General features: G+C 58.3%; 23 protein-coding genes. 15 read left to right on the top strand and 8 right to left on the bottom strand.

What is annotated here, in order from left to right:
* The first annotated feature begins 25 nt into the window (after positions 1-25).
* Positions 26-505 carry a bacterioferritin gene (gene bfr / locus IT585_08630; GenBank protein ID MCC6963302.1) on the top strand — a complete coding sequence of 160 codons (480 nt, stop codon included), beginning with the start codon at positions 26-28 and terminating at the stop codon, positions 503-505.
* Here the strand turns inward: bfr and IT585_08625 are convergent.
* The 7 genes from IT585_08625 to IT585_08595 form a co-directional block, all read right to left on the bottom strand.
* Positions 486-2639 (bottom strand): DUF2723 domain-containing protein, encoded by a 2154-nt coding sequence (locus IT585_08625; protein ID MCC6963301.1) that lies wholly within the window; start codon positions 2637-2639, stop codon positions 486-488. The genes bfr and IT585_08625 overlap by 20 nt on opposite strands.
* Before the next feature lie 47 nt (positions 2640-2686).
* Complete coding sequence (locus IT585_08620) at positions 2687-4330, bottom strand: MCP four helix bundle domain-containing protein (protein ID MCC6963300.1); 1644 nt, start codon at positions 4328-4330, stop codon at positions 2687-2689.
* 55 nt (positions 4331-4385) lie between these two features.
* The gene (locus tag IT585_08615; protein ID MCC6963299.1) at positions 4386-4865 is read right to left on the bottom strand and encodes a substrate-binding domain-containing protein; all 480 of its coding nucleotides are present in this window, start codon (positions 4863-4865) and stop codon (positions 4386-4388) included.
* 1 nt (position 4866) lies between these two features.
* Positions 4867-6024 carry a hypothetical protein gene (locus IT585_08610; protein ID MCC6963298.1) on the bottom strand — a complete coding sequence of 386 codons (1158 nt, stop codon included), beginning with the start codon at positions 6022-6024 and terminating at the stop codon, positions 4867-4869.
* Positions 6025-6114: 90 nt separating this feature from the next.
* On the bottom strand, positions 6115-6891 hold the full coding sequence (locus IT585_08605) for a hypothetical protein (protein MCC6963297.1): 777 nt from the start codon (positions 6889-6891) through the stop codon (positions 6115-6117).
* Between the two features lie 139 nt (positions 6892-7030).
* A complete protein-coding gene (locus IT585_08600; protein ID MCC6963296.1) occupies positions 7031-7876 on the bottom strand; it encodes a phosphate ABC transporter substrate-binding protein in 846 nt (281 codons plus the stop codon).
* 15 nt (positions 7877-7891) lie between these two features.
* On the bottom strand, positions 7892-9202 hold the full coding sequence (locus IT585_08595) for a hypothetical protein (GenBank protein ID MCC6963295.1): 1311 nt from the start codon (positions 9200-9202) through the stop codon (positions 7892-7894).
* Between the two features lie 176 nt (positions 9203-9378).
* On the opposite strand from IT585_08595, the gene IT585_08590 reads away from it, so the two are divergent.
* The 3 genes from IT585_08590 (at position 9379) to IT585_08580 (ending at position 11867) form a co-directional block, all read left to right on the top strand.
* The gene (locus IT585_08590; protein ID MCC6963294.1) at positions 9379-9762 is read left to right on the top strand and encodes a zf-TFIIB domain-containing protein; all 384 of its coding nucleotides are present in this window, start codon (positions 9379-9381) and stop codon (positions 9760-9762) included.
* A 79-nt stretch (positions 9763-9841) separates the two neighbouring features.
* Positions 9842-10399 (top strand): LemA family protein, encoded by a 558-nt coding sequence (locus IT585_08585; protein MCC6963293.1) that lies wholly within the window; start codon positions 9842-9844, stop codon positions 10397-10399.
* A gap of 40 nt (positions 10400-10439) precedes the next feature.
* A complete protein-coding gene (locus IT585_08580) occupies positions 10440-11867 on the top strand; it encodes a M48 family metallopeptidase (protein MCC6963292.1) in 1428 nt (475 codons plus the stop codon).
* Here the strand turns inward: IT585_08580 and IT585_08575 are convergent.
* Positions 11854-12396 (bottom strand): DUF3592 domain-containing protein, encoded by a 543-nt coding sequence (locus IT585_08575; protein ID MCC6963291.1) that lies wholly within the window; start codon positions 12394-12396, stop codon positions 11854-11856. The genes IT585_08580 and IT585_08575 overlap by 14 nt on opposite strands.
* A gap of 126 nt (positions 12397-12522) precedes the next feature.
* Between IT585_08575 and accC the strand changes: the two genes are divergently transcribed.
* The 11 genes from accC to nuoG all read left to right on the top strand — a co-directional run bounded on the left by accC (position 12523) and on the right by nuoG (position 23694).
* Positions 12523-14046 (top strand): acetyl-CoA carboxylase biotin carboxylase subunit, encoded by a 1524-nt coding sequence (gene accC, locus IT585_08570; GenBank protein ID MCC6963290.1) that lies wholly within the window; start codon positions 12523-12525, stop codon positions 14044-14046.
* A complete protein-coding gene (locus tag IT585_08565; GenBank protein ID MCC6963289.1) occupies positions 14043-14549 on the top strand; it encodes an acetyl-CoA carboxylase biotin carboxyl carrier protein subunit in 507 nt (168 codons plus the stop codon). Before accC ends, IT585_08565 begins: the two co-directional genes overlap by 4 nt.
* Positions 14550-14558: 9 nt before the next feature.
* Complete coding sequence (locus tag IT585_08560) at positions 14559-16115, top strand: methylmalonyl-CoA mutase (GenBank protein ID MCC6963288.1); 1557 nt, start codon at positions 14559-14561, stop codon at positions 16113-16115.
* An 84-nt stretch (positions 16116-16199) separates the two neighbouring features.
* The gene (gene mce / locus IT585_08555) at positions 16200-16604 is read left to right on the top strand and encodes a methylmalonyl-CoA epimerase (GenBank protein MCC6963287.1); all 405 of its coding nucleotides are present in this window, start codon (positions 16200-16202) and stop codon (positions 16602-16604) included.
* 159 nt (positions 16605-16763) lie between these two features.
* Positions 16764-17126: an NADH-quinone oxidoreductase subunit A gene (gene ndhC, locus IT585_08550; GenBank protein MCC6963286.1), complete on the top strand. Its 363-nt coding sequence runs from the start codon at positions 16764-16766 to the stop codon at positions 17124-17126.
* Positions 17117-17608, top strand: coding sequence for an NADH-quinone oxidoreductase subunit B (locus IT585_08545; protein ID MCC6963285.1), 492 nt, complete (start codon positions 17117-17119; stop codon positions 17606-17608). The genes ndhC and IT585_08545 overlap by 10 nt, the downstream gene beginning before the upstream one ends.
* 39 nt (positions 17609-17647) lie before the next feature.
* Positions 17648-18148 (top strand): NADH-quinone oxidoreductase subunit C, encoded by a 501-nt coding sequence (locus tag IT585_08540; protein MCC6963284.1) that lies wholly within the window; start codon positions 17648-17650, stop codon positions 18146-18148.
* 2 nt (positions 18149-18150) lie between these two features.
* Positions 18151-19320 carry an NADH dehydrogenase (quinone) subunit D gene (gene nuoD / locus IT585_08535; GenBank protein MCC6963283.1) on the top strand — a complete coding sequence of 390 codons (1170 nt, stop codon included), beginning with the start codon at positions 18151-18153 and terminating at the stop codon, positions 19318-19320.
* The gene (locus IT585_08530; protein ID MCC6963282.1) at positions 19317-19793 is read left to right on the top strand and encodes an NAD(P)H-dependent oxidoreductase subunit E; all 477 of its coding nucleotides are present in this window, start codon (positions 19317-19319) and stop codon (positions 19791-19793) included. The genes nuoD and IT585_08530 overlap by 4 nt, the downstream gene beginning before the upstream one ends.
* 2 nt (positions 19794-19795) lie before the next feature.
* Complete coding sequence (gene nuoF / locus IT585_08525) at positions 19796-21100, top strand: NADH-quinone oxidoreductase subunit NuoF (GenBank protein MCC6963281.1); 1305 nt, start codon at positions 19796-19798, stop codon at positions 21098-21100.
* Complete coding sequence (gene nuoG / locus IT585_08520; protein ID MCC6963280.1) at positions 21097-23694, top strand: NADH-quinone oxidoreductase subunit NuoG; 2598 nt, start codon at positions 21097-21099, stop codon at positions 23692-23694. The genes nuoF and nuoG overlap by 4 nt, the downstream gene beginning before the upstream one ends.

Raw genomic sequence — 23694 nt, 5'->3', positions numbered from 1 at the left:
GAAGAACAAACGAGAGGATGGGAAAATGAAGGGAAACAAGAAGGTCATCGCGAAGCTCAATGAATTGCTGCGCGACGAATTGACGGCAATCAATCAGTACATGGTCCATTCCGAGATGTGCGCGAACTGGGGCTACACGCGCTTGCACAACGAAATCGAGCGGCGCGCGATTACCGAGATGAAGCATGCCGAGAAGCACATCGCGCGAATCATTTTCCTGGAAGGCATTCCGGAAGTGAGCCGGCTGAACGATATGAAGATCGGCGCCAACGTGGAGCAGCAATTCAAGAACGACCTCAAAGACGAGATTGGCGCGGTCACATCGTACAACGACGGGGTCAAGATCGCTGCCGATGCCGGCGATAATGCCACGCGCGACATGCTGGAGTCGATCCTGGCCGACGAGGAAGATCACGTCGACTGGCTGGAAGCGCAGCTCGATCAGATCACGCAGATGGGGATTCAGAATTACCTGGCCCAGCAGGTCAAGGAGCCGTCGGCGTAGCGGCTGTCGACTTGAGCAGGCTGTCGATTGCGGCGACGCGATAGCCGATGGTGCGGCAGCGGGCGAATTGCTGTGCGGCCGTGACGGTGTCGCCGAGCCGCAGGGCCGCCCGTCCCAGTCTAAACGCGATCTCGATTTGATCGGGATAGATGCTGAGCATGCGGCGATAGTGCCCGATGAGCTTGGCGGTGTCGCCGCTGCGATCGAGTGAATCGGCCTCGATTGCCAGCAAGTGGTACTGCGCGTGAAGGTCGGTCGGCCGGCGCCGTATGATCGATGCGAAGATCTCTTTGGCGCGGGGTAAATTGCCGGTCTCGAAGTACACGCTCCCCAACATAGCCAGCAGTCGCAACCGTTCCTGCTCGCGAAGCGTTGCCCAGGATACTGTCGATTCAAGCAGGCGTCGCGCCGGACGCGCTTGTCCCGCCGCAACCAAGTAGCTCGCTAGTTCGTTCACCACGGCAAAATTCTTGATGCGGAGGGCCAGATCGACGGCGGAGTTGATTTGACGATCGGCGGCAGAGTTGTCGCTTCCGCCCTGTTGTTCGGCGCCGAGCAGGAGCAGAGATATGGCGGTGGCCGCTTCCTTGGGATCGTAAATCCGAATCAGCGAACTTGCCGATGGCGCGGCGATGGGTGACGTCGAGCGCGCAGGAACAACCTCGGTACGCGCGAGCAGACCGTCGGAGTGAAAGCCGGTGGCGCTCAGTACAACATCATCGACGACACGAAGCGGCTCACGTGAGAAGACCACTTCGCGCGGGGGCCGATCAGGATTGCGGGCGAGCGCGCGGGCGACCTCAATCGTCGATTTCAGGCTCTGGTCGCGGAAATATACACGCATCGAGTCGAGCGAAGGCAGTTGGGAGAAGACCAGTAGGTCAGCTCGTTCTTCCGCCACAATGTGATAATAAAGCGCGGGAAAGCCGGTGTAATCGGAGCCGTAGATCAGCACGCTGTTAGTCGGTGCGGCGGACAAAACGGCGCGGGCATAGTCGGCTGCGATTGTCCGATCGGCGAGGTTGCATTTGGGGAGATTGCCAACAAAACAAACTATTGCCAGTGCCAGCGCGCAAGTCGTGACGACGATCCGTGACCCTCGGGAGAATACAGCGAGTCGAGCAAGTAGTTCAGAAGTCCAAATTACCATTGCCACCAGAGTTGGCAGCAAGAACGGCTCGATGTCCGGAATCGTGTAGACAAAGCCAAGGGCGCAGTTCAACAATACGACAGCCAGCAAGGCCAGCGCCCAGGATCGGTTACGGCGGAACTGGAGCACAAATCCAATCGCCGCCAATGGCGCCAGCGGTAGGAACCATTCGCTCAGGAGGATACTCGCGAGCAGGCGCAGATCGGGAATTGCATCGGCGAGCGCTGGTGCGCTGAGATACTGGCGATAAAAATGTCCAGTGATGTGGTTCAGAGACTCGTTCAGGTTCGATAGGTCGCCCCAGCTGAGAAGCAGTGGATGGGCGGAGCGGATCGGCAGATATAGATAGAGTGTCAGCGGCAGCACCAGGAACAGAAAGGACAGAAACATGGTGCGCAGCGAAAGTCGGCGGCGAGCAGCGATATGTGTATGCAGCAGCACGGGTGCAAGCGTCAGCGCCGACAAGTGATTGGTGAGCGCAAGACCGAAGAGAAATGAGTGAAGCAGGAGCGGCTTCGCACTCGGACTCGGCAACGCGAAGTGAGCGGAGAGAAGTACAGCAACAATCAACAATGCGCCAAGCGCGTAGACTTCAAAGTGCGTCGCGGCACTCCAAGCGGTAACTCCGAAAGCCAGAAGCAGCGGCAGCAGCCCGGCAACGAAGGATCTCGAATCGCCAGTCGGAAATCGTTCGCGCAGGAGAGCCGCAAGCAAGGCACAGGCGGCGGCCATGCAGACTGCGGCCAGTCCATTCAACGCGACGATTGGTGATACAAAGCCGGCGCCGGCAACGACGACACGACCGAGGTTGGTCAGTAAGGGATATCCGGGCGGGTGGGCTATCTGCAGGCACGCGGCCGCGGTGGCTAACTCGCCGCTGTCCCCGGGATAGACCTCAGGGCAAAGCGTCCAGAAGTAGCCGATGGCGGCCAGCACGAATACAATCGCCGGCCCGAGCCACGGCAGGCGCGACAGCTGTTGCATGTGCGACAATTAACAGTGCTTGAGGCCGATTAGAGAAGCAGAAACTTCTACAGCCGGATTGGCAGCCGGATGGTAAAAGTTGTCCCGCGCCCGACCTGACTGTCCACGGTGATTTCGCCGTCGTGCTTCTTGATGATGTTATAGGAAATCGACAGGCCAAGCCCGGTGCCGACACCGACGCCTTTGGTTGTAAATCCGGGATCAAAGATACGCGGAAGATGTTGCGGCTGGATCCCGCTGCCGGAATCGGTGATCTTGATGTAAATCGAGTCACGGTCGCGCGAGGTGCTGACGACGATCTGCCCCTTGTCGCGAATCGCCTGAACGGCATTGACGAACAGGTTCATGAAGACCTGGTTGAGTTCGTTCGGGAAGCAAAGGATTTCCGGCAGGTCGCCGTAGTTGCGGACGACCTCGATGCGGTTCTTGAGTTCGTGGTGCAGCAGGGTCAGGGTAGTGTCCAGGCAATCGTGGACGTGCGCCTTCTGGAAATCCGACTCGTCCAGCCGCGCAAAACTCTTGAGGCTCCGGACAATGCGCGAGATCCGCTCGGAGGCCATCGTGGTGATTGCCGTATTCTCGTCAAGCGCGCCGAGCGCCTTGTGAATCTGCGGATCGTTGAGGAGTGTCTGGGCCTCCGGCAAGCGGGCTGCGCGTTCGCGCAGGAGCGTGATCGCGCGGCGGGTGTTGTCGGCGGCAGAGTTGACGGCACCCACTGGGTTGTTGATCTCGTGGGCGACGCCGGCGACCAGTTGACCCAACGAAGCCATTTTCTCGCGCATTACCAATTGCTGTTGCGTTTCCTGCAGTTGTTTCAGCGTCATCTCCAGGTCGAGATTCTGCCGGCGCAATGCCTCCTCTTGCTGGACAGTTTTGGCGCGGGCATCCCGCAGCGAACTAGTCATCCGGTTGAAGGAATGAGCCAGCCGGCCGATTTCATCACCGCTGACTCGGTCGATGCGAATGTCGAGATCGCCCTCGGCCACCTTGACAGCGGCATTGGAGAGGAGCTTAACCGGCTTTGTGATCAGCTTGACGAAAACGAGCACCAACAGCACCGCCAGGGCCAGAGTCAGCAGCAAGAGCGTGATGGTGGCATGGCGGGCGCGCTGGAAGGCCTCCTCCGCGCGCTTGGCTGCCGCATAGGGATCCTCGGTGTTGATGCGGACGACCTCGTGAAGCGCATCGCGCAGTCGCTCGAAGACGGTGCGCATTTCGCCGTTGAGCAAGGAGACTCCGAAACCGGGGCGGCCGGTCAACACCAGACTGGCAAAATCGAAACTGAGATCGAGGTATTGATCCCAACTGTCGCCGAATTGCTGATAAGAAGCGCGTTCGCGTTCAGAGTAAAGGCCCTTGGTGACAGCCTCGTCACGCAGCCGCTCGTAGTTGTCGATAGCGGCGTCGATTTTGTCAATGAGTTCTGAAGCCTGGAGGAGTTCGCGACTGCGCGTCAGGGAGTCTTCGGTGACAGCGATTTGCAGTTGGCTTTGGCGCAGATCGGTGACATAGAGATTGAGTTCGGAAATCGTCAGTGCACGCGGGAGCCAGCTGCGGGTGATCTCTTCGACGTCCGTGCTGAGGTCGCCGAGGTTCTTGAGCGAGATGGCGTTGGCACCCGCGAGCGTGACGGCGATGATGCCGAAGGCGATCGCCTGTTTGGCGCCGATCTTGAGATCTCTGAATCGCATCGAAAGTGCGGCTATCCGGGCGGCCGGACACCGGCAGGGAGGCGGTCAACCGTGCTCATCGCTCGGCAGTCTTCTTTTTCTCGTCGGACTCGATAATGGCCAGGGTCTTAACGGTGTCGTTGATCGAATCGACCGAGATGAAACCAATGGCGCCGGGAGTCTTGGCGACGCGCTCGATCATCTCGTGTTCGGTCTCAACCGCCTCCGGAGGAGCGCCTTCACCGGACAGAAGTTTCTTGAGCCAAAGCGATTTCATGCGCGACGGGGTCTTGCCGAGATGGCGATAAAACAGCTCTTTCGTCTCGTTGTTGATCTTGAGGTCGTGGACCACGATTGGGCGGCCGTTGCTCCAATTGCGCAAATCGCCGGAGTAGATATCGAGTAGTTGCATCTTGTCAACCGCATCCACCGGCACCGATTTGTTGGCGATGACTGCCACGGAATCGGCGAAAGCGCGGGGGACCAGCAAAGCCAGCAAGATGCCCAGCCCCAGGCCGGCGGCGAGAATCCTCCCTGTCCAACGAAGTCGCGTCATCTTATAACACCACCGAAAGTCCCATGGCAAAGTAGTATTGGTCGGACTCATTGTGGATGGTTGGGGTCTCGACCTCCTGACGCACCGGCGCCGCCTGCAGCTTGATCACGATATTGTCGTCCAGATTCAGCGACGCTCCGCCGCCGATGGCGCGGAAGAAGTAGTCGACGTCGTAATAGGACCGATAGGCGCCGTTGAGGCCGATTTCCTCCTCGAAACCGAACTGCTCTTCCTTAACATACCAGTAGCTGGCATAGAGCTTCAATGCCGAGATCGGCTCATAGAAGAGCGTCGCGTAGTAGAAGCGGAGATCGACGCTGAGGTCGGAGTCGTTTTCGTCGTAATTGACGCGGATAAACTCGCTCTCCAACGAGAAATTGCGCAGGGAATAGCGGAAATCGCCGCCGAGACGAACACGCGGCACTTGCAGGAATTTCTGTTTGTCCTCGCCGATCAGCGAATTGATTTCTTTGGGGAAGTCGTAGCGATCGTAGGTCGCCGAAACGCCGAGACCGAACTCGCCCGCGCGCAACCCGACGCGGCTGCCGACCAGAAAGCTGGCGGTGGTATCAACTCCAGTCTGACCGTATTCCTGATTGGAATTGATGTTGGGGCTGTTGCCGAGATAAACTGCGTAATCGAATTTGGCCACGCCTTTGGGGATATATCCATAGGCCTGGATGTAGGCGCGTGCCGGCAGATATTCCTCGACACGGATGATTTCGTTAAACGACGATTCATACACTAATGGTCGGATAACATACGCGAGTAACGGAGTGCGATTCTTGATGTCGTTCAAGTAGTTAAAGGTCGGCGTTTGAAGTCCTACGCGAAGATTGAGGCGCGGATCAAAATGCCAGCGCAGCCAAGCCTCTTCAATCGAAAAAGATCCCCATTGCTTTCCCGACGAGAAATTGTTGAGGACTTCAAAGTTGGCAAACGCGGTCGCCTTACTGCCGAGATCGCGTTGGAGAAACATGTTAAGTTGCTGCATGCTGAAAGACTTCTGAACCCGATCGGATTCGGCGTCCTTCGCGTGGAGGTATGAGGTTTGGAAATACCCGAACATCCGCAGGTTGGAGTCGCCGATCTGCGCCCGCGCGACGGCCGGCAACAGAAGCGAAATGCCCAATCCGAGCCGTAAGAGCTGTGAGTGCACACTAAGCATAAGTTAGTAAAGGTTATGGGAAAGCGGAGCTTGGCGCAAGGATTTTTCAACGTGAGCAGGCCAGAAAATTCGAGTCCTCGCTCAGAACGGGGAGCGCACGAGTCGAATTTCTTCGGTCTCATCCCAGCTGCCGGCCCATTCCTGGTTTTCGTACGGATCATGGAAAAGGTCTTTAACCTCTGTACGGCTGCGGACCAGGCCGACATCGGAATAGTATTGCGTTCGAGTGATGGTGCTGATGCTCTCCCAAAGCCAGGCCACCGCGTAGCAATCGTACTTGCCGGCGGGAACAGACTGTTCGCCGATGCCGATGACCGATTTGTAGATTGGGCCGATGTCAGAATAGCCGTTGGTTAGCTCCCATTGGATGCCTTCGCGCAGCGGATACTCGAGGACCTTATAGGTGCGCGTCGCGCTCGGGCCGGCGCCGGCGACAGGTTTGAGCGAGAATACGGAAAGTCCGGGGCCGGAACCAAGATCAGGGTATTGCCAGAAGCCGTCGCCGGAGTTTGCATACCAGCTATAGGCTTGACTGATGAGCGTGGTAGCTTCAGTGACAACTTCGTGGAATTCATAGATGACCACGCCGGCCTCGATCGTGTCCACGTTAGTGATCGACAGAGTAATATTCCAGTGCATGATTGAATCGGCCGGATGCCAGAAGGTGGTATCGTAGTATGGGCGGAAGTTGTATTTCTGACGCGTGAGGTCGTACTGCCAACTCAGACCCAACGCGAGCGGATAGCGCAAGTCGCCGTTGCAGTTGAGGGTGCACTCATCGCCGGAACACGAGAGAGTCAGAAGCGTCCCGACAGCCGCCAGGAGCAGAATTGCAATTCGGAAAGGCGCACCAGACATCAGTTCCTCCCTTACAGCTTGACGTGACGACGAGTGATTATACAGTGCGGGCGCGTGGCCGCACAATCAAATTGAAGAGCAAAGGCCTTCCCGCGCTCTTGCGAGCGCGGGAAGAACCAGCGGAATGGATAAGGGACGGTTATTGAACCGGGAAGTAGCCGACTTCCGAGACGATCTTCTGACCTTCGGCGGAGAGAACGAAGTCGACGAAAGTTTTCATATCGCCGCTCGGCTTGTTGCGCAGATACCAGAACAGATAGCGCGACAGCGGATAGGCGCCACTCTTGACATGTTCGAGATCAGGCTTGAACGCCGGCGACTGCGCGTCAGCTTTGAGGGCGCAATACTTGACGCCCTTGGCATAGGCGGCGCCGCCATAGCCGATGCCGTTCTTGTCCTTGGCGACCGCGTTGACGATGGCTGCCGTGCCGGGAAGAGTCTGGACTTGCGGCGCGAAGTCCTCACCCTTGAGGACCTCGTCCTTGAAGTAGACGTAAGTGCCGGAGCTGTTCTCGCGGCCGTAGACGATGATGCGCGCATCCTCGCCGCCGAGTTCCTTCCAGTTGGTGATTTCACCGGAGTAGACGGCGGCCAGTTGCTTGATAGTCAGTTCGCTAACCGGATTGGCTTCGTTCAAGTAGACGGTCAGTCCATCGCGGGCCACCGGGATTTCGACGCCGGTGGTGTTGAACCGGCTCTTCAGACTCTGCTGCTCTTTCGGCTTGATCGGCCGTGAGGCTTCGCAGATGTCGGTGGTGCCGTTGATGAGCGCGGCGAAGCCGACACCCGAGCCGCCGCCTGTGACCTGGACTACGGTTTCCGGGTGACTGGCCATGAAGGCCTCGGCCCAGCGCTGTCCGAGAATGACCATCGTGTCGGAACCTTTGACGGTAAGGCGTTCTCCGGCGCCGGCCATGGCGGCAAAGAGCGCGACGATTCCGAGCGTGAGGATGATAATCTTGCCGAATGAATTCAGGTTATGCATATCGTTTGTCCTTTCCTAAATCGCGAACTGAAACTGCAGGGTGAATCGGTTGTCCTTGACGTCGCCGTCAGACTTGGAGAAGAGCGAGCCGTCCTTGAGCGTCCGCGGCATATCGTACGCGGCGGAGATGCGGACATTGCCGTCCCAGTAGTAGTGCAACACCATTGAGAGCGTGCCGACGGCATCGTTGATATTGGCCGGCGTCAGGCTCTTGTAGTCGTTGTGAACGTTCGGATCAAAGAAGTCGTAACGCACCGCGGCGCCAAACTTGGTACCGATACTCTGCGACAGCCAGAGATACCAGCCCTTGCTCACGGCAGACAGGTCGGCGGCGCCGCTGGCGTAATCTTCGGCATAGTAGAACTCGGCCCGCGCGCTCGATCCGCCGATCGGCAGGATTTCGAAGTAAGTCTGCGCATCCAGCCCGTAACGAATCTTGTCTTTTTCGACGGCGGCGGTTGCGGCTTTGGCGGCTACCGGTGGAGTGGTAGTGATTTCGCCGGCGTCGATCGTGCCATTGCCGTTGGCGTCGTACCAGACCGTGCGGCCGGGAACTTCCGCGACCGGTGCCGATCCGGGTGTGTAGGTCTCGCCCCAATAACCGGAAACGCCAACATCAACCCGACCGAAGCTGGCCTTGACCCGCCCGATCAGATCCTTCTGTTTGGTCGGGTCAAACCAGGTGAAAGTTGAGTTCTCGATGCCGTAACCCTGGACGAGTCCGATATTCGCCGACAAGCGGCGCGGTGCAGTCCAGGCGAAGTTGACACCGCGGTCACGCTCGCCGCGGAAGAGCCGATTCTCCGCGAGGCTGCGCTCGGGGAAGTCACGGACCGACGAGGAAAGTTCGATCTCGTAGCCGAAGGGGTAGTTAAATTGGCCGACGGTCAACTGGAAGTTGTGTTCGCGATGGAGCTTGGTCAACTCGATGTAGGCTTCCTTCATCGAAATCGTATTGCGCGAGCCGTCAAAGTAGATGACGTATTTGCTCCAGTCGCTGGGTTGAAAGGTGAATTTGACGCGGCCGCGACGGATGTAGAAATTGTTGGCATTGAGATTCTTGGTGGCATCATAACCGCCCGCGACACCGGAGCGGGAAGAGTCGTTGTACTCAAAGCGCGCCTGGACGTAGCCGGAGACTTTGAGTTTCTTGAGAATGCCGACATCGGTAGACATGACGGCCATCGTCTCGGCCATACCGTCCACGCGCTCTTTGAGTTCCTGTTGCCCGGCTTTGAGACTGTCCTCCGCGGTCGCGGCGCGAAGCGTGGCGCCGACAGCCATCATAAGGACGATAACGAAAACGAATGTTCTTGTTCGCTGCATGCGAATCCTCCATTTACGCCTGAAAGAAATGGACCAGGTCCTTACCCTCGAATGAGAATGAAATCGGATTTGGATCATCGGTTAAGTGTCGCTTGAAGCCTCCCCGGTACGCGCTGTGCTGCGGCAATGAGATTTATGTATCCGTTGGTGCTGATTACCGTATAATATCCCCGACTATGGATTGCGTTGCGTGCGGACAACCGCTGATCACGTGCGAGTACGAACAACTGGAGATCGACTATTGCACTTCCTGTGGCGGCATCTGGCTGGATCATGGTGAACTCTCGCTGATTTTGAATGATGCCGGAGCCAGCGAGGGGCAACTGCTGGCGCTGGGCGGCGAAAGTGCGGCAATGGCCAGCCGGCGCAAGTGTCCGATCTGCCGCAAGAAAATGGAGCAGGTTGGTTTCGCCGGCGGCGGCGGTCCGACGCTGGATCGGTGCGTGCGCGGTCATGGAATCTGGTTTGACCGCGGGGAGTTGGAAACAGTCATCACGCGGCTCGATCCGGCAGTACGGGAGTTGATATCGTCACGGCTTCGCTCCATATTCACCCGATAGTACGAGCGCAAGATTATCGGTCTGATTAGTTGAATGTTAAAATTGTGTTAAGACACAGAGGACGAGAAAGGAAGCGACAATGCTCGGGTTCTTAGTGTTGGTCGGTCTCATCGTTGTGATCGTGGTCTGGCTGGTCGGGATGTACAACGGCCTGGTCGGACTGCGCAATGCGGTCAAGAATGCCTGGTCGCAGATTGATGTGCAGTTGAAACGGCGCCACGATCTGATCCCCAATCTGGTGGAAACGGCCAAAGGATACATGAAGCATGAGCGCGAAACGCTGCAGGCGATTACCGACGCCCGCAGCCGCGCGATGGGCGCCGGGACCGTTGGCGAGAAGGCACAGGCTGAAAGCGCTCTGAGCGGAGCGATCAGCAAGTTTATGCTGGTGGTCGAGAATTATCCCGACCTGAAAGCCAACCAGAACTTTCTCGCGTTGCAGGAGGAGTTGACGTCGACGGAAAACAAAATCGCTTTCAGCCGGCAGGCATATAACGATGCGGTGATGACCTACAATAACAAGACGCAGATGTTCCCCTCGAACATCATTGCCGGCATGTTTAATTTCCAGGCCAGCGAGTTCTTCCAGGTGGAGGACGCGGCCGAACGCAAGACGCCGAAGGTGGACTTCTCTTAAGTTGAAACGCGGGCAAACTGGAACGAGAAAGTCCTAAGGGATGTGGGAACTGATTGCCCAGAATCGCCGCCGCTCGTGGTGGTTGTTTCTTGCGATGGGGGCGTTGCTGATCGGGTTGGGCTACGCGATCGGCGCCACGTACGCGCCACCGAACGGCGGTGTTGGCGGCATGATCGTGGCCGGAATCGTCTGGCTGGTGTTGTCGCTGATCAGCTACAGCAGCGGTGCGTCGATCATGCTCAATTCGGTGGGGGCCAAGGAAGTCACCCCGGACATTCACCCGCAGTTGTTCAATGTCGTCGAAGAAATGAAAATCGCGGCGGCGCTCCCGAAGATGCCCAAAGTCTATGTTATTGACAGCCCGGCGCTGAATGCTTTCGCCACGGGGATGAAGCCGGAGAACAGCGCGATTGCCGTAACGGCCGGCCTGCTTTCGCGGATGAATCGCGATGAGTTGCAGGGCGTCGTGGCGCATGAGACCGGGCATATCACCAACCGCGACGTGCAGTTTGTCACCTTCGCGGGCGTGATGCTGGGTGCGATCGTGATCATCTCAGAGATCTTCCTGCGCGGATTGTGGTACTCCGGCGGCAGCGGCCGTCGCCTTGGCTCGAGTCGCGGCAAGAGCGGCGGTCAAGGGGGCGCCATCATCGCCGTGGCGGCGGTGGTGTTGGCGATCCTGGCGCCGATTATGGCGCGGCTGCTGTATTTTGCGATCTCGCGACGGCGGGAGTATCTGGCGGATGCCACGGCTGTGCGGTTGACGCGCTACCCGGAAGGGCTGGCATCGGCATTAGAGAAGATCGCAAATTCTACCGAAGACCTGCCAAAGGTCAACAAGGCGATCGCGCCGATGTTCATCGCGAATCCGCTGAAGCGGGCGGGGGCAAAGCTCTCGGATCTGACCAGCACGCATCCGCCCATCTCGCAGCGCATTCGCATCCTGCGTTCGATTGCCGGCGGCTCCGGGTATCTTGAGTACCAGAGCGCTTTCAATGCCGTGCGCGGTAAAGGAGAACGAATCCTTCCCAACTCGGCTTTGGATCAAAACGAAGCTGTGCCGATTCGACCGCCTGCGGCCGAGCCGAAGCCGTCTGGACAGCGGCGCGATGTCAATGACATCGTCCGCGCGGTGAACGGATTCCTGTTCCTGAACTGCGCTTGCGGCCTGAAGATGAAAGTACCGCCGGAGTACCAGAAGCCGACGGTGACCTGTCCGCGCTGCGGAACGGTGAATCAGATTCCGACCGCCGAGTTGGCGGCGGTAGCGGCTGTACTGGAAACCCAGCGAGCGGGCGCCGCGCCAGAGCAACCGGGCCAGGTCTATCGACGGCGCGGGAGCGGTTGGGAGTCGTTTCGCTGTGGCTGTGGCCGAACTCTGCAACTCTCGCCGGCGTTTGCCGGCGATCAGATCACCTGTTCGAATTGCGGACGGGTTACTGCGATTGAAGACACTAAGGACGCTTGAAGCCAAAAATCCCCAAAACTACCGGAGCTGCCAACAAGACGAATATCCAAAGACCGTAACGCATGTAGGCGTTCCAGGGGACGGCTGTCGTCAGATACGATTCGGATGGCTGCACCAGGTTGTAGTGCACCTTGATCGCTTTGCCGGGAGGATAGTCGGAGATCAGCGTCCGCGCCGCGTCGAGACGTTTGGCGGCATTGCCGAAACCGGGAGTGCCAAGGTCGCTGGCGCCGGAATAATTCGAGTCGGCAACTGTGTAATTGTATTTAACGACCGGTACGATGGCTTTCTCGCCGGCGATGTGGGCATCGGTAACCACGCCGTGTGCCTGGGGCCAACTGCGGCGGGCACGCAACTGAGCCAACTCCTGCGCCTCGAAAGAACCGGCGACGGCACCGAGCAAGATCATGACCAGCGCGAGCGTAATGACGAGGGGACGGACTGCGCGTCGCCGGCGACGGGCGCGGACAGTCAAGGCGATGACGGCGGTGACGGCGCCGATGGCAAGAGCGATGATTATTCTGGTCATGTGCAACACTCTCCTGATGAATGAAGCTAAACGCGCGACACTCGCAAACGCAAACAGATTTGCCGGTCGCTGCGAATTCGTTGACTTTTGCGGTCGTTTCCGTATTATTCCGCACGCTGAATGGGCATGTTCAAGAAGATTCTCATAGCGAATCGCGGCGAAATCGCGATTCGGATAGTTCGCGGTTGTCGCTTGCTCGGAATCAAGAACGTCGTCGTGTTCTCGGAGGCCGACCACGCGGCGCTACACGTGCGGATGGCGGATGAAGCCTACCTGATCGGCCCGGCGCCGGCGACGCAAAGCTATCTGGTAATGGAACGATTGATTGAGGTTGCCCGCAAGTCCGGTGCGGATGCCATCCATCCGGGTTATGGATTCTTGGCCGAGAATGCGCAGTTCGCGCAGGTGGTCCAGGATGCGGGATTGACCTTCATCGGCCCACCGCCCCAGGCAATTCGCCTGCTCGGCGACAAGTTGGAAGCGCGCAAGCTGGCCGAGAGCCATGGCGTGCCGACGGTGCCGGGTGGTCCCGTGAATGCGGCGGACTTGCCGGCAGCGAGGAAGCTGGCGTTGAAATGCGGCTACCCGGTTTTGGTGAAGGCCGTCGCCGGCGGCGGCGGCAAGGGAATGAGAATCGTGACTGGCGATGACGAACTGGAGAAGGCGTTAATTGCTTCCGGCAACGAGGCGCGATCGGCGTTCGGGGATGACCGCGTCTTCATCGAAAAATGTATCGTGCGGCCGCGGCATATTGAAATTCAGGTGGCTTGCGATGCTCATGGCAACGCCGTGTATCTCGGCGAACGCGAGTGCTCGATCCAGCGGCGTCATCAGAAATTGATCGAAGAGGCTCCCTCGGTGTTCGTCGACGACGACCTGCGCCGACGGATGGGCGAGACGGCTGTGGCGGCGGTAAGAGCGGCGGGCTATGCCAATGTCGGCACTGTGGAGTTCCTCGTCGATAAGGACAAGAACTTCTACTTCCTCGAAGTCAACACCCGACTGCAAGTGGAGCATCCGGTCACCGAGCTGGTGACGGGAATCGACCTCGTGGATGAACAAATCCGACTGGCGGCGGGTGAACCGTTGTCAATCCGGCAAGCAGACGTCAAGATCCGCGGCCATGCGATCGAATGCCGCATCTGCGCCGAGGACCACGCCAACGACTTCATTCCCAGCACCGGCAAGATCATCAGCTATCGGCAGCCCTCGGGGCCAGGAGTGCGCGTCGATTCCGGCGTGCGCCAGGATTCGGAAGTCACGCCATACTATGATTCGCTGATCTCGAAGCTCATAACCTACGGCGCGACGCGCCACGATGCGATCCGGCGGATGGCACAGGCGCTGGCTGAATATCGGATTGCGGGCGTTGTCACGAATATCGGCTTCCACGAGACAGTGATGCAGATGCCGGCCTTTCACCGCGGCGAACTGTCGACGAGTTACATCGCCGATAATTTTCCCAACGGCATCAGCAATGAAGAACGCGACCTCGAATTGGTGCAGGCGGCAGCGGTGGCGGCGGCCCTGCACGAGTACTACCAGTCCCAACGACTGAAGACGATTGCAGCCGGGACGAAGCCTTTCAGCGCCTGGGTTCAGAAAGCGCGGGAGGATTCACTGAGGCGGTTAGAGGGAGGGCGCTGGTGAGGTACATCGTCACGATCGGCGATCGGGAATTCGACGTCGACGTCAATGATGCCGCCAATGGACCCGTCGTCACACTGAACGGCAGAGCGCTGACGACCTCGATCGTGCGCGATCGAGATGACCACCGCTTCCTTCTGCTCCTGGACGCGAAAGCCTATGATGCGGAGGTGTTCGCGACTAACGGCGAGAAGTGCGTGCTGCTTCATGGCCGCGGGTTTGACTGCCGGATCGAAGATCAACGGCTGGTGGCGATCCGTAAAGCCGCCGGTGTCAAGATCGGCGCGGCGCGCAAGGAGCTGCATGCGCCAATGCCGGGATTGGTCGTGAAGATTCTGCATCGTGCCGGCGAAGTGATTAAGAAGGGGCAACCGCTACTGGTCGTGGAGGCGATGAAGATGGAGAACGAGCTCAAGTCGCCGACCGACGGTGTGATTGCCGAGGTCCATGCCGTGGCAGGAAGACCGGTAGAGAAGGGCGCACTGCTGGTCACTTTTGAGTCATAGGAAGCGAACGTGAACAACAAGAAATTTCTCAGACCGGAGGATCGTCGCGAATTCGATTATGCCCGGGATCTGGGAGATCCGGGCCAGTATCCATACACCCGCGGTGTGTATCCGGCGATGTATACCGAACGGCTATGGACAATGCGGCAGTATGCCGGGTATGCGACGGCAGCGGAATCGAATCAGCGCTATCGCTATCTCCTCGCGCAAGGTCAGACCGGACTGAGTGTCGCTTTCGACCTGCCGACGCAGATCGGTTACGATTCAGACGATCCGATGGCGGTCGGCGAGGTCGGACGGACCGGCGTGGCGATCGACACGCTGGCGGATTTCGAGACGCTGTTCGACGGCATCCCGCTCGACCGGGTGTCGACCTCGATGACGATCAACGCGACGGCGGCGATCCTGCTGTGCATGTACATCGCGGTGGCAAAGAAACAGGGCGTGGCGCCGGTGCAAATTACGGGCACCGTTCAGAATGACATCCTAAAGGAGTTCATCGCGCGCGGAACCTACATCTACCCGCCGCAACCGTCGCTGCGACTGGTGACCGACATCTTCGCCTATGCCGGCAATCACCTCCCACGCTACAACACGATTTCGATTTCCGGGTATCACATTCGCGAAGCCGGGGCAACGGCGATTCAGGAAGTGGCTTTCACTTTGGCGAACGGCATCGAGTATGTGAAACAAGCGCTGGCGGCGGAGCTGAATGTTGATGACTTCGCGCCGCGCCTGTCGTTCTTCTTCTGCGCGCAACAGAACCTGCTGGAGGAAGTGGCCAAGTTTCGGGCGGCGCGACGGCTGTGGGCGAGGATCATGAGAGAGCGTTTCGGCGCCCGCGACCCGCGCTCGTTGATGCTGCGTTTTCACACCCAGACAGCGGGCGTATCGCTGACGGCGCAGCAGCCGGAGGTCAATACCGTGCGCACGACACTGGAAGCATTGGCAGCAGTATTGGGCGGGACGCAGTCGTTGCACACGAACGCGCACGATGAAGCTCTGGCGTTGCCGACGGCGGCATCGGCACAACTCGCGCTGCGGATTCAGCAGGTGATCGGGTACGAAATCGGCATCAGTGAAGCCGTTGATCCGCTGGCCGGGAGTTACGTCGTCGAGGCCAAGACTGACGAGATTGAACACGGAGCCAACGAATACCTGACCAAGATCGATCGGATCGGTGGCGCGCTGCGGGCCATTGAGGAGGGTTTCTTTCAGCGCGAAATTCAGCGTTCGGCATATGAGTTTCAACTTGAGGTCGAGGCCCGGAAGCGCACTATTGTCGGCGTCAACAAGTTCAAGACTGATGACCGAGTGCAGGTGCCGCTGCAGAAGATCAGCGAGCAGTCACGCGAGGAGCAGATCGCGCGCCTGAAGCACGTCAAAGCAGAACGCGACAATCTGTGCGTGACGGCGGCGCTGACGCGGCTGGAGCAGGCGGCTACGACCACGGAGAACTTGATGCCGCTGATTCTGGACTGTGTCGAAGCGTATGCCTCCGTCGGCGAAATCTCCAATACACTGCGCCGGGCCTGGGGGGAATACAAAGAGACTGTGGTAGTATGACAAGTCCCGGGACAGGAATCTGGATGGGTTCTTGACCGTCAGGGCGACCCTCGCGGTCGCCCGTGGTTGGAAAGAATTGATGCCATGGCAAGACGAATCAGACACATTGCGATAGCGGTGAAAGACATCGAGAAGGCGCGGGCGCTCTTCTCGATGATTTCCGGAACGCCGGCCAGTGAAGCTCAGGAGGTGCCGGATCAGAGAGTGAAGGTGAGTTTCATCGACACCGGCGAAACAAAGATCGAGCTGATTCAGCCGACGGCAGGAAATGTCGGCGTAGCGAAGTTTCTGGAAAAGCGCGGGGAAGGACTTCATCATATCTGTCTGGAGGTCGACAACATCGAAGCGACCTTGACTGAATACAAACGGGAGGGAATTCGGTTGATCGACGAGCAACCGCGAGTCGGCGCGGAAGGCCACCGGGTGGCATTTGTGCATCCGCAGTCGACCGGGGGAGTGCTGGTCGAGGTGGAAGAAGCCGGACACTGACAACAGAGCAATAGTCAGCCTATAATAAGGCTCCACATTTTCAATCTTCACTGAAGTGCTTCCGAAAAAATCTTGACTTTGTGAAAAAAATCTCTACTTTCCCTGTACTCTTTGGGGCGGTTTGAGGCATGCCGGTCGCGGTTTGCCTGCGGGAGTTGAATGAGCAATTTTGAAGTCTATTTGCCCTTAGCCCTTCAGATTGTCGTCGCGATCATCATCGGACTGGTGATGTTCTTTGGGTCGTCCTTGTTTGGGCGAAGGACCTCCAGCCCGATTAAGGAAGATGCCTATGAGTGCGGAATCACCGCCGAAGGTGATGCGCGCGGGCGCTTTCCGGTGAAGTTCTTCCTGGTGGCCATTCTGTTTATCATCTTCGATCTGGAAACCGTGTTCCTGTATCCGTGGGCGGTCAGCTACAACAAGTTAGGTTTGTTCGGGTTGATCGAGATGGGTGTTTTCATCCTGATTCTGCTCGTCGGATACGTATATATCGTTAAGAAAGGAGCACTGAAGTGGGATTAGAAGAAAGACTCCCGGATGGAATCATCCTGACGACGGCCGAGAAGGTGATCAACTGGGGTCGCACCAAATCGATGTGGCCGTTTGGTTTTGGTCTGGCCTGTTGTGCGATCGAGATGATTTCGACCTTTAGCCCCAAATACGATATGGCGCGGTTCGGCATGGAAGTCATGCGCGCCTCGCCACGTCAGGCGGATCTGATGATTGTCGCGGGGCGGGTCTCGAACAAAATGGCACCGGTCTTGAAGCGGTTGTATGAACAGATGCCCAACCCGAAATGGGTGATTGCGATGGGTGCCTGCGCGTCGTGCGGCGGCGTATTCAACAACTACGCAATTTTGCAGGGCGTCGACAAGATCGTCCCGGTGGATATTTACGTGCCCGGCTGTCCGCCGCGGCCGGAGCAGTTGATTGACGGGATCGTCAAACTGCATGAATTGGTGAAACAGTCAAAGATCAAGGAATCGGAGAAGAAGACCGCTTAGTCGGATCGGCTTCGGTGATTTAGGCACGCGCTTTTCTGCATGGACATTACTACCAGGGATAAGGTCGTTGCGCGGTTTGGGGAGAAGCTCCTCGAGACCTCAACTGCGTTTGATGAATTGACCTTTCTGATCGACAAAGGCGATTTGCTCGCGGTTGTCCGGTTTCTGCGCGACGACCCGGCACTGAAGTATCTCCATCTCTCCGACATCACCGCCACCGACTGGCTCGACCGTCCCAAGCGCTTCGAAGTTGTCTATCATCTCTATTCCTTCGACCTGCGCGATTATGTGCGGGTGAAGGTACGTGTTGGCGAGGAAGAACCGATCGATTCACTCTGTAGCGAATGGGACGGCGCGAATTGGCTGGAACGGGAAGTGTATGATCTGTTCGGCGTGAAGTTCACCGGCCATCCCGATCTGCGCCGCATCCTGACCTGGGAAGGATTCGAGGGGCATCCGCTGCGCAAGGACTATCCGCTCACCTACGAAGTCCCCCAGTTTACTTACAATAAGGACGAACCGCCGGAGGTCATCAAGTAGGCATGGACCAGAAGTTGATGACCATCAATCTGGGGCCACAACACCCGGCGACGCACGGCGTGTTGCGCGTGGTCCTGGATATTGACGGCGAGACGGTGGTGGGTTGCCGGCCAGAGGTCGGGTACTTGCACACCGGGATCGAGAAGACGGCGGAGGCCAAGCTTTATTATAAGGCGATTCCACTGACCGACCGGATGGACTATCTGGCGCCGATGTCGAACAATCTCGGCTATTGTCTGGCAGTGGAAAAACTTTTGGGCGTTGAAATCCCGCCGAAAGCGCAATGGGCGCGCGTCCTGCTGGCGGAGGCGACACGGATCAATTCGCATCTCGTGTGGCTGGGCACGCACGCGCTCGATATCGGCGCACTCAGCATGGTGCTCTACGCATTCCGCGAGCGCGAGGATATCCTGAAGATCTACGAGGCGGTTTCGGGTCAGCGGATGATGTCAACCTACTTCCGCATCGGCGGACTGGCGGAAGATTTGCCGGAGGATTTCGGCTCCCTGGTCCAGACGATGGTTACCAACGTGCGCCGGCGGCTGCAAGAGTACGAAGACATCCTGACGAACAACCGCATCTGGCGCAACCGCACGATCGGCGTGGGCCGCCTGACGAAGGAAGAAGCGATCAAGTCGGGCGTAACCGGTCCGCTGTTGCGGGCTTCGGGCGTCAAACACGACCTCCGCAAGGCGCGGCCGTATTCGTCGTACGAAAAATTCGAATTTGAGGTTCCGACCTCGGACCGGTGCGACTGTTTCGGCCGGTACGAAGTGCGCATGGAGGAGATGCGGCAATCGCTGCGGATTATCGAGCAGGCGCTGGCCGGGATGCCGGATGGCCGTTTTCGCGCGCGCGCGCCGGGAGTCGTGCTTCCGACCAAGGAAGAGACCCTGTACTCGATGGAAGCGTTGATTTATCATTTCAAGTTGACTACCGAAGGCTTCAGTCCGCCGCCGGGTGAAGTCTATGTGACGATCGAGTCGCCCAAGGGCGAGATCGGTTTCTACATGGTGTCGGACGGGTCACCGATGCCGTACCGGATGCGCGTGCGGCCGCCGAGTTTCGTCAATATCGCGGCGCTGCCGAAGCTGGTTGTCGGCCGGCTGCTGGCGGATGTGATTGCCTGTATCGGCTCGATCGACATCGTACTGGGAGAAGTGGATCGATGATTTTGTCACAAGATACAAAGTTAAAGATTTCACAAGCGGGAACGCGCTATCCCAAGATCAGGTCGGCGATCCTGCCGGCACTGCATCTGGCTTACGAGGAACACGGATTCCTCAACGACCAGATGTACGAGCAAATCGCCGAGGTGCTGGGCGTGAAGTTCATCGAAGTGGCCGAGGCTGCTTCGTTCTATACCATGTTCCCCAAGGCGCCGCGCGGCAGATACCTAATTCAGGTTTGCCGCAACATCTCCTGCGCCTTGATGGGCTCGCACCATCTCACGCAGTACTTGCTGACCAAGTTCGGCGTCAAGCTGGGCGAGACGACGAAAGACGGATTGTTTACCGTCGTCGAAGTCGAATGCCTCGGCAGTTGCTGTTCGGCGCCGATGATGCAGGTCAATGAGAAGTACTTCGAGAATCTGACGCAGGCCAAGGTTGACCAGTTGATCGCAGAATGGAAAGCCGCAAAATGATCATGGAAGCCGCCATCGGCGCGCAGAAGCGCGTGCTGTTCGAGCATATCGACGATCCGAATCTGCACAACATCGATCGCGCGATCGAGCTCGGCGCTTACAAGGCGTGGGCCAAGGTGCTCAAGGAGATCAAGCGCGAAGACCTGGTGCAGCTGGTGAAAGATTCCGGTCTGCGCGGGCGCGGCGGCGCGGGATTTCCGACCGGTCTGAAGTGGAGCTTCGTGCCGCAGAACTCCCCGAAGCCAAAATATCTCTGCTGCAACGCCGACGAATCGGAGCCGGGCACCTGCAAGGACCGCGTCTTGATGGAAAACGATCCGCACAACGTGATCGAGGGCGTCTTGATTGCAGCCCGGGCGATCGACTGCCATATCGCCTTCTTCTACATTCGCGGCGAGTACGACTTGAGCATGCGGCGGATCGAGAAGGCAATCAGCGATGCTTACGCCCGCGGCTTCCTGGGCAAGAATATTCTCGGATCAGGTTATGATCTGGAACTGGTGCTGCACCGCGGCGGCGGCGCCTATATCTGCGGTGAAGAAACCGCACTGCTGTCGTCACTGGAAGGCGAGAAGGGCTTGTCGCGGATTAAGCCGCCATTCCCGGCGGTATCGGGATTATACGCCTGTCCGACCGTAGTGAATAACGTCGAGACGCTGGCGAATCTGCCGCGCATTGTGATGCGGGGCGCACAGTGGTATGCGGCAATGGGAACGCCGAAGTCAACCGGCACGCGCATTTTCTCGGTGTCGGGACACGTGAAGAAACCGGGCAACTATGAACTCGAACTGGGTACGCCGCTGCGGACGCTGATCTACGATTTCGCCGGCGGGATTCTCGATGACAAGAAGTTGAAGGCCGTGATTCCGGGTGGATCTTCGGTGCCGGTGCTCTTGCCGGATCAGCTCGACACGCCCCTCGACTTCGAGTCGGTGCAGGCGGCGGGTTCGATGCTGGGTTCGGGTGCTGTGATCGTGATGCACGAAGAGACGTGCATGGTGTGGGTGGCGGAGCTGCTGGCGCACTTCTACATGCACGAGTCGTGCGGCAAGTGCACGCCGTGTCGGCAGGGGACGGGTTGGCTCTACGAGATCGTCCACCGTATCGAGCACGGCCAGGGCAAACCGGAGGATTTGGCGACGCTGGAGGATCTGGCGCACAACATCGAGGGCAATACGATCTGCGCGCTGGGCGACGCCTCCGCAGTGCCGGTGCTGACGACTCTCAGGCATTTCAAAGACGAATACGTGCATCACATCGAGCACAAGACTTGCAAGGTGAAATCGAATTTCAGGCTGAGATCATGAGCGACTTCTCGATTACAGTCAACGGCAAGACGGTTCCGGTCATCAAAGGACAAACGGTGCTGCAGGCATCGCTGGCCGCCGGGATCGATATTCCGGTCTTCTGCTGGCACCCGCAACTGGTGCCGGTGGGCGCCTGTCGCATTTGCCTGGTCGAGATTGAGAAGTTTCCCAAGCTACAGGTGGCGTGCGCGACGCCGGCGACCGACGGTATGGTTGTGCACACCGAGTCGCCGAAGGTGGTCAAGGCGCGACAGGGAGTGTTGGAGTTTATTCTCGCGCACCATCCGCTCGATTGTCCCACTTGCGATAAAGGCGGCGAGTGCGACTTGCAGAATATCACTTTCAAATACGGTCTGGATTACAGCCGTCTGGAAGAGCCGAAGCACCGGTTCATCGTCGACGCGGATTCGACGTTCGACGACTACCGGATCGGGCCGGAGATCATCCGTAATCAGAACCGTTGCATCCACTGCTATCGCTGCACCCGCATCACGGATGAGGTGTGCTTCGAGGACGATCTCGGCGCCTATCAGCGCGGCTATCACACGGAAATCCTGCCGCCGCCCGGACGCGAGATTCGCAATCTGTATTCCGGAAACGTCGTCGAATACTGCCCGGTGGGCGCATTGACAAATACCGACTGGCGCTACAAGGTGCGCGTCTGGCTGACCAAGCAGGCGAATGTGGTCTGTTCGCTCTGTCCCGACGGCTGCAATCTGACCCTGTGGTCGTTCCACAACAAGCTCTTCCGGGCAACGGCGCATCCCAACGAGAAGATCGATCGCGGTTTCATCTGCGACGTCGGGCGGTACGGATATCAATATGTACAAAGCAGCGACCGGCTGAAGACGCCGATGATCAAGAAGGGCGGACAGTTGGTTGAGGCGAGTTGGGAAGAAGCGCTCGACTTCATCAAGAGACACGTCTCCGAGCACAAGACGAAGCTTTCCGGAAGCGGCTTCTTCGGTCTGATCGGGCCGACTTCCAGCAACGAAGAGGTTTATTCCTTCCAGCGATTCCTGCGCCGCGTCATTGGGACCAACAACATCGACCACCGCTTGAACCGTAAGCGCCGGCTGAGTCTGACCACGGAAATCAACGGCAAGAGCATCGCGCCGGACGTCGGCACTTACGACGATCTCGATCAGGCGGACACGTACGTGGTCTATGCGTCCGACTTGCATACTGAGAATCCGATCACTGCGCTGCGGTTGAAACGGGGAATCCGGCACCGCGACGCCAGGCTGATCACTATCAATGCGCGACCGACCCATCTGGCGGTACGGACAGGCGCGATCCAGTTGATGCACAAGCCCGGCGCCGGAGTCCTGGCGCTGCTGGGGCTGATTAACGGCTTGCTCGGCCAGCCGGGATTGGACCAGGCATCGATGGGAATCAGTGATGCCGCGATCGCGGAGTTCCGCAAGCAGCACGCCGCGCTCGGTCTCGACAAAATCGCAGCTAACGCCGGCCTCAAACCAGAGGACCTGGAGGCAGCAATCGCTGCTCTGGCGAAGTCGGAGACGACGGTCATTCTCACCGGGAGCGACTTCGGGCGCTACCCATTTCGCGACGAAGAATTGGCGGCGCTACATGACTTGCGCCGGGTCTGCAAATCAGCCAAGCTCCTGGTTATGCCGACCGACTCCAACTCGGTGGGCGCCGAATGGCTCGGTGCGCTGCCGGATCGACTGCCGGGGAAGCTGGGCATGGACGGGAAAACAAAATTCGAAGACCTCTGGCGCGGGCCAATCTCGGACTCAGTCGGCAAGGATACGCTGGCGATCCTGGATGCCATCAATGAGGACGAGATTGAATGCGGCTTTGTGTTCAACAGCGATCCGGCACGCAGTTTCGCCGACGGCGTCTACGCCAAGGAAGTACTGGAGAAGCTCAAAACGCTGATCGTGATCGATAGCTTTATGACGGATACGGCGCGGCTCGCAGATGTTCTGCTGCCACGAACCAGTTTCGCCGAATTCGAGGGGACGCGGACGAACTGGGAAGGCCGGGTGCAATACTCGCAAGGGGCGATTAAGCCGACGTTCCAGGCCAAGCCGGGTTGCGAAATCATCGAGCTGCTGGCAGATGCGCTGGGGAATAGCTTTGACCAACCGCACGAAGCGGATGTGTATGCAGAAATGAGAAAGATCCTGTCGAACTTGCCGGAACGTTTTGCGCAGTTCACGGCCGATGGATGTCTCCTGCGCGCCGAGTCGCAGATTGAACGTGCCGGACTGGTTCCGGTCGAATATCATCCGGTGCCGGCCGACAGCGAGTACCCGTACTATCTGGCGATTGAAAACGCCGATCATCATCGCGGGACCCTGACGGAACGGAGCGAGAGCTTGATGCGCTTTGCCAACGAACCGTACGTCGGGATCAGTGAAGGCGAAGCGAAGGCTCTTGGTATCTCGGAGGGCGACTTGATCAAGGTCGAGTCGCGGACCGGAAAAGTCGTCGTCAAGGTACGCGTGATCGCCGGCTTGCCGGACAAGATGGTGTTGGTGCCGGAGAACTTCGATGAACTGAAACCGAATTTACTCACGGGTTTGAAAGAGAAGTTCGATCTCGTCAAGATCGCTGAGATGTAG

This window comes from Candidatus Zixiibacteriota bacterium (genome assembly GCA_020853795.1).
Taxonomy (GTDB): domain Bacteria; phylum Zixibacteria; class MSB-5A5; order CAIYYT01; family CAIYYT01; genus JADJGC01.
Note: the sequence above shows the minus strand (reverse complement) of the source record. Positions and strands in the feature narration are given on the sequence as shown.

Excerpts from the sequence above, each read along its gene's own strand:
- bfr (MCC6963302.1), top strand. The coding sequence starts at position 26 with ATGAAGGGAAACAAGAAGGTCATCGCGAAGCTCAATGAATTGCTGCGC.
- IT585_08625 (MCC6963301.1), bottom strand. The coding sequence starts at position 2,639 with ATGCAACAGCTGTCGCGCCTGCCGTGGCTCGGGCCGGCGATTGTATTC.
- IT585_08620 (MCC6963300.1), bottom strand. The coding sequence starts at position 4,330 with ATGCGATTCAGAGATCTCAAGATCGGCGCCAAACAGGCGATCGCCTTC.
- IT585_08615 (MCC6963299.1), bottom strand. The coding sequence starts at position 4,865 with ATGACGCGACTTCGTTGGACAGGGAGGATTCTCGCCGCCGGCCTGGGG.
- IT585_08605 (MCC6963297.1), bottom strand. The coding sequence starts at position 6,891 with ATGTCTGGTGCGCCTTTCCGAATTGCAATTCTGCTCCTGGCGGCTGTC.
- IT585_08600 (MCC6963296.1), bottom strand. The coding sequence starts at position 7,876 with ATGCATAACCTGAATTCATTCGGCAAGATTATCATCCTCACGCTCGGA.
- IT585_08595 (MCC6963295.1), bottom strand. The coding sequence starts at position 9,202 with ATGCAGCGAACAAGAACATTCGTTTTCGTTATCGTCCTTATGATGGCT.
- IT585_08590 (MCC6963294.1), top strand. The coding sequence starts at position 9,379 with ATGGATTGCGTTGCGTGCGGACAACCGCTGATCACGTGCGAGTACGAA.
- IT585_08585 (MCC6963293.1), top strand. The coding sequence starts at position 9,842 with ATGCTCGGGTTCTTAGTGTTGGTCGGTCTCATCGTTGTGATCGTGGTC.
- IT585_08580 (MCC6963292.1), top strand. The coding sequence starts at position 10,440 with ATGTGGGAACTGATTGCCCAGAATCGCCGCCGCTCGTGGTGGTTGTTT.
- IT585_08575 (MCC6963291.1), bottom strand. The coding sequence starts at position 12,396 with ATGACCAGAATAATCATCGCTCTTGCCATCGGCGCCGTCACCGCCGTC.
- accC (MCC6963290.1), top strand. The coding sequence starts at position 12,523 with ATGTTCAAGAAGATTCTCATAGCGAATCGCGGCGAAATCGCGATTCGG.
- mce (MCC6963287.1), top strand. The coding sequence starts at position 16,200 with ATGGCAAGACGAATCAGACACATTGCGATAGCGGTGAAAGACATCGAG.
- ndhC (MCC6963286.1), top strand. The coding sequence starts at position 16,764 with ATGAGCAATTTTGAAGTCTATTTGCCCTTAGCCCTTCAGATTGTCGTC.
- IT585_08540 (MCC6963284.1), top strand. The coding sequence starts at position 17,648 with ATGGACATTACTACCAGGGATAAGGTCGTTGCGCGGTTTGGGGAGAAG.
- nuoD (MCC6963283.1), top strand. The coding sequence starts at position 18,151 with ATGGACCAGAAGTTGATGACCATCAATCTGGGGCCACAACACCCGGCG.
- IT585_08530 (MCC6963282.1), top strand. The coding sequence starts at position 19,317 with ATGATTTTGTCACAAGATACAAAGTTAAAGATTTCACAAGCGGGAACG.
- nuoF (MCC6963281.1), top strand. The coding sequence starts at position 19,796 with ATGGAAGCCGCCATCGGCGCGCAGAAGCGCGTGCTGTTCGAGCATATC.
- nuoG (MCC6963280.1), top strand. The coding sequence starts at position 21,097 with ATGAGCGACTTCTCGATTACAGTCAACGGCAAGACGGTTCCGGTCATC.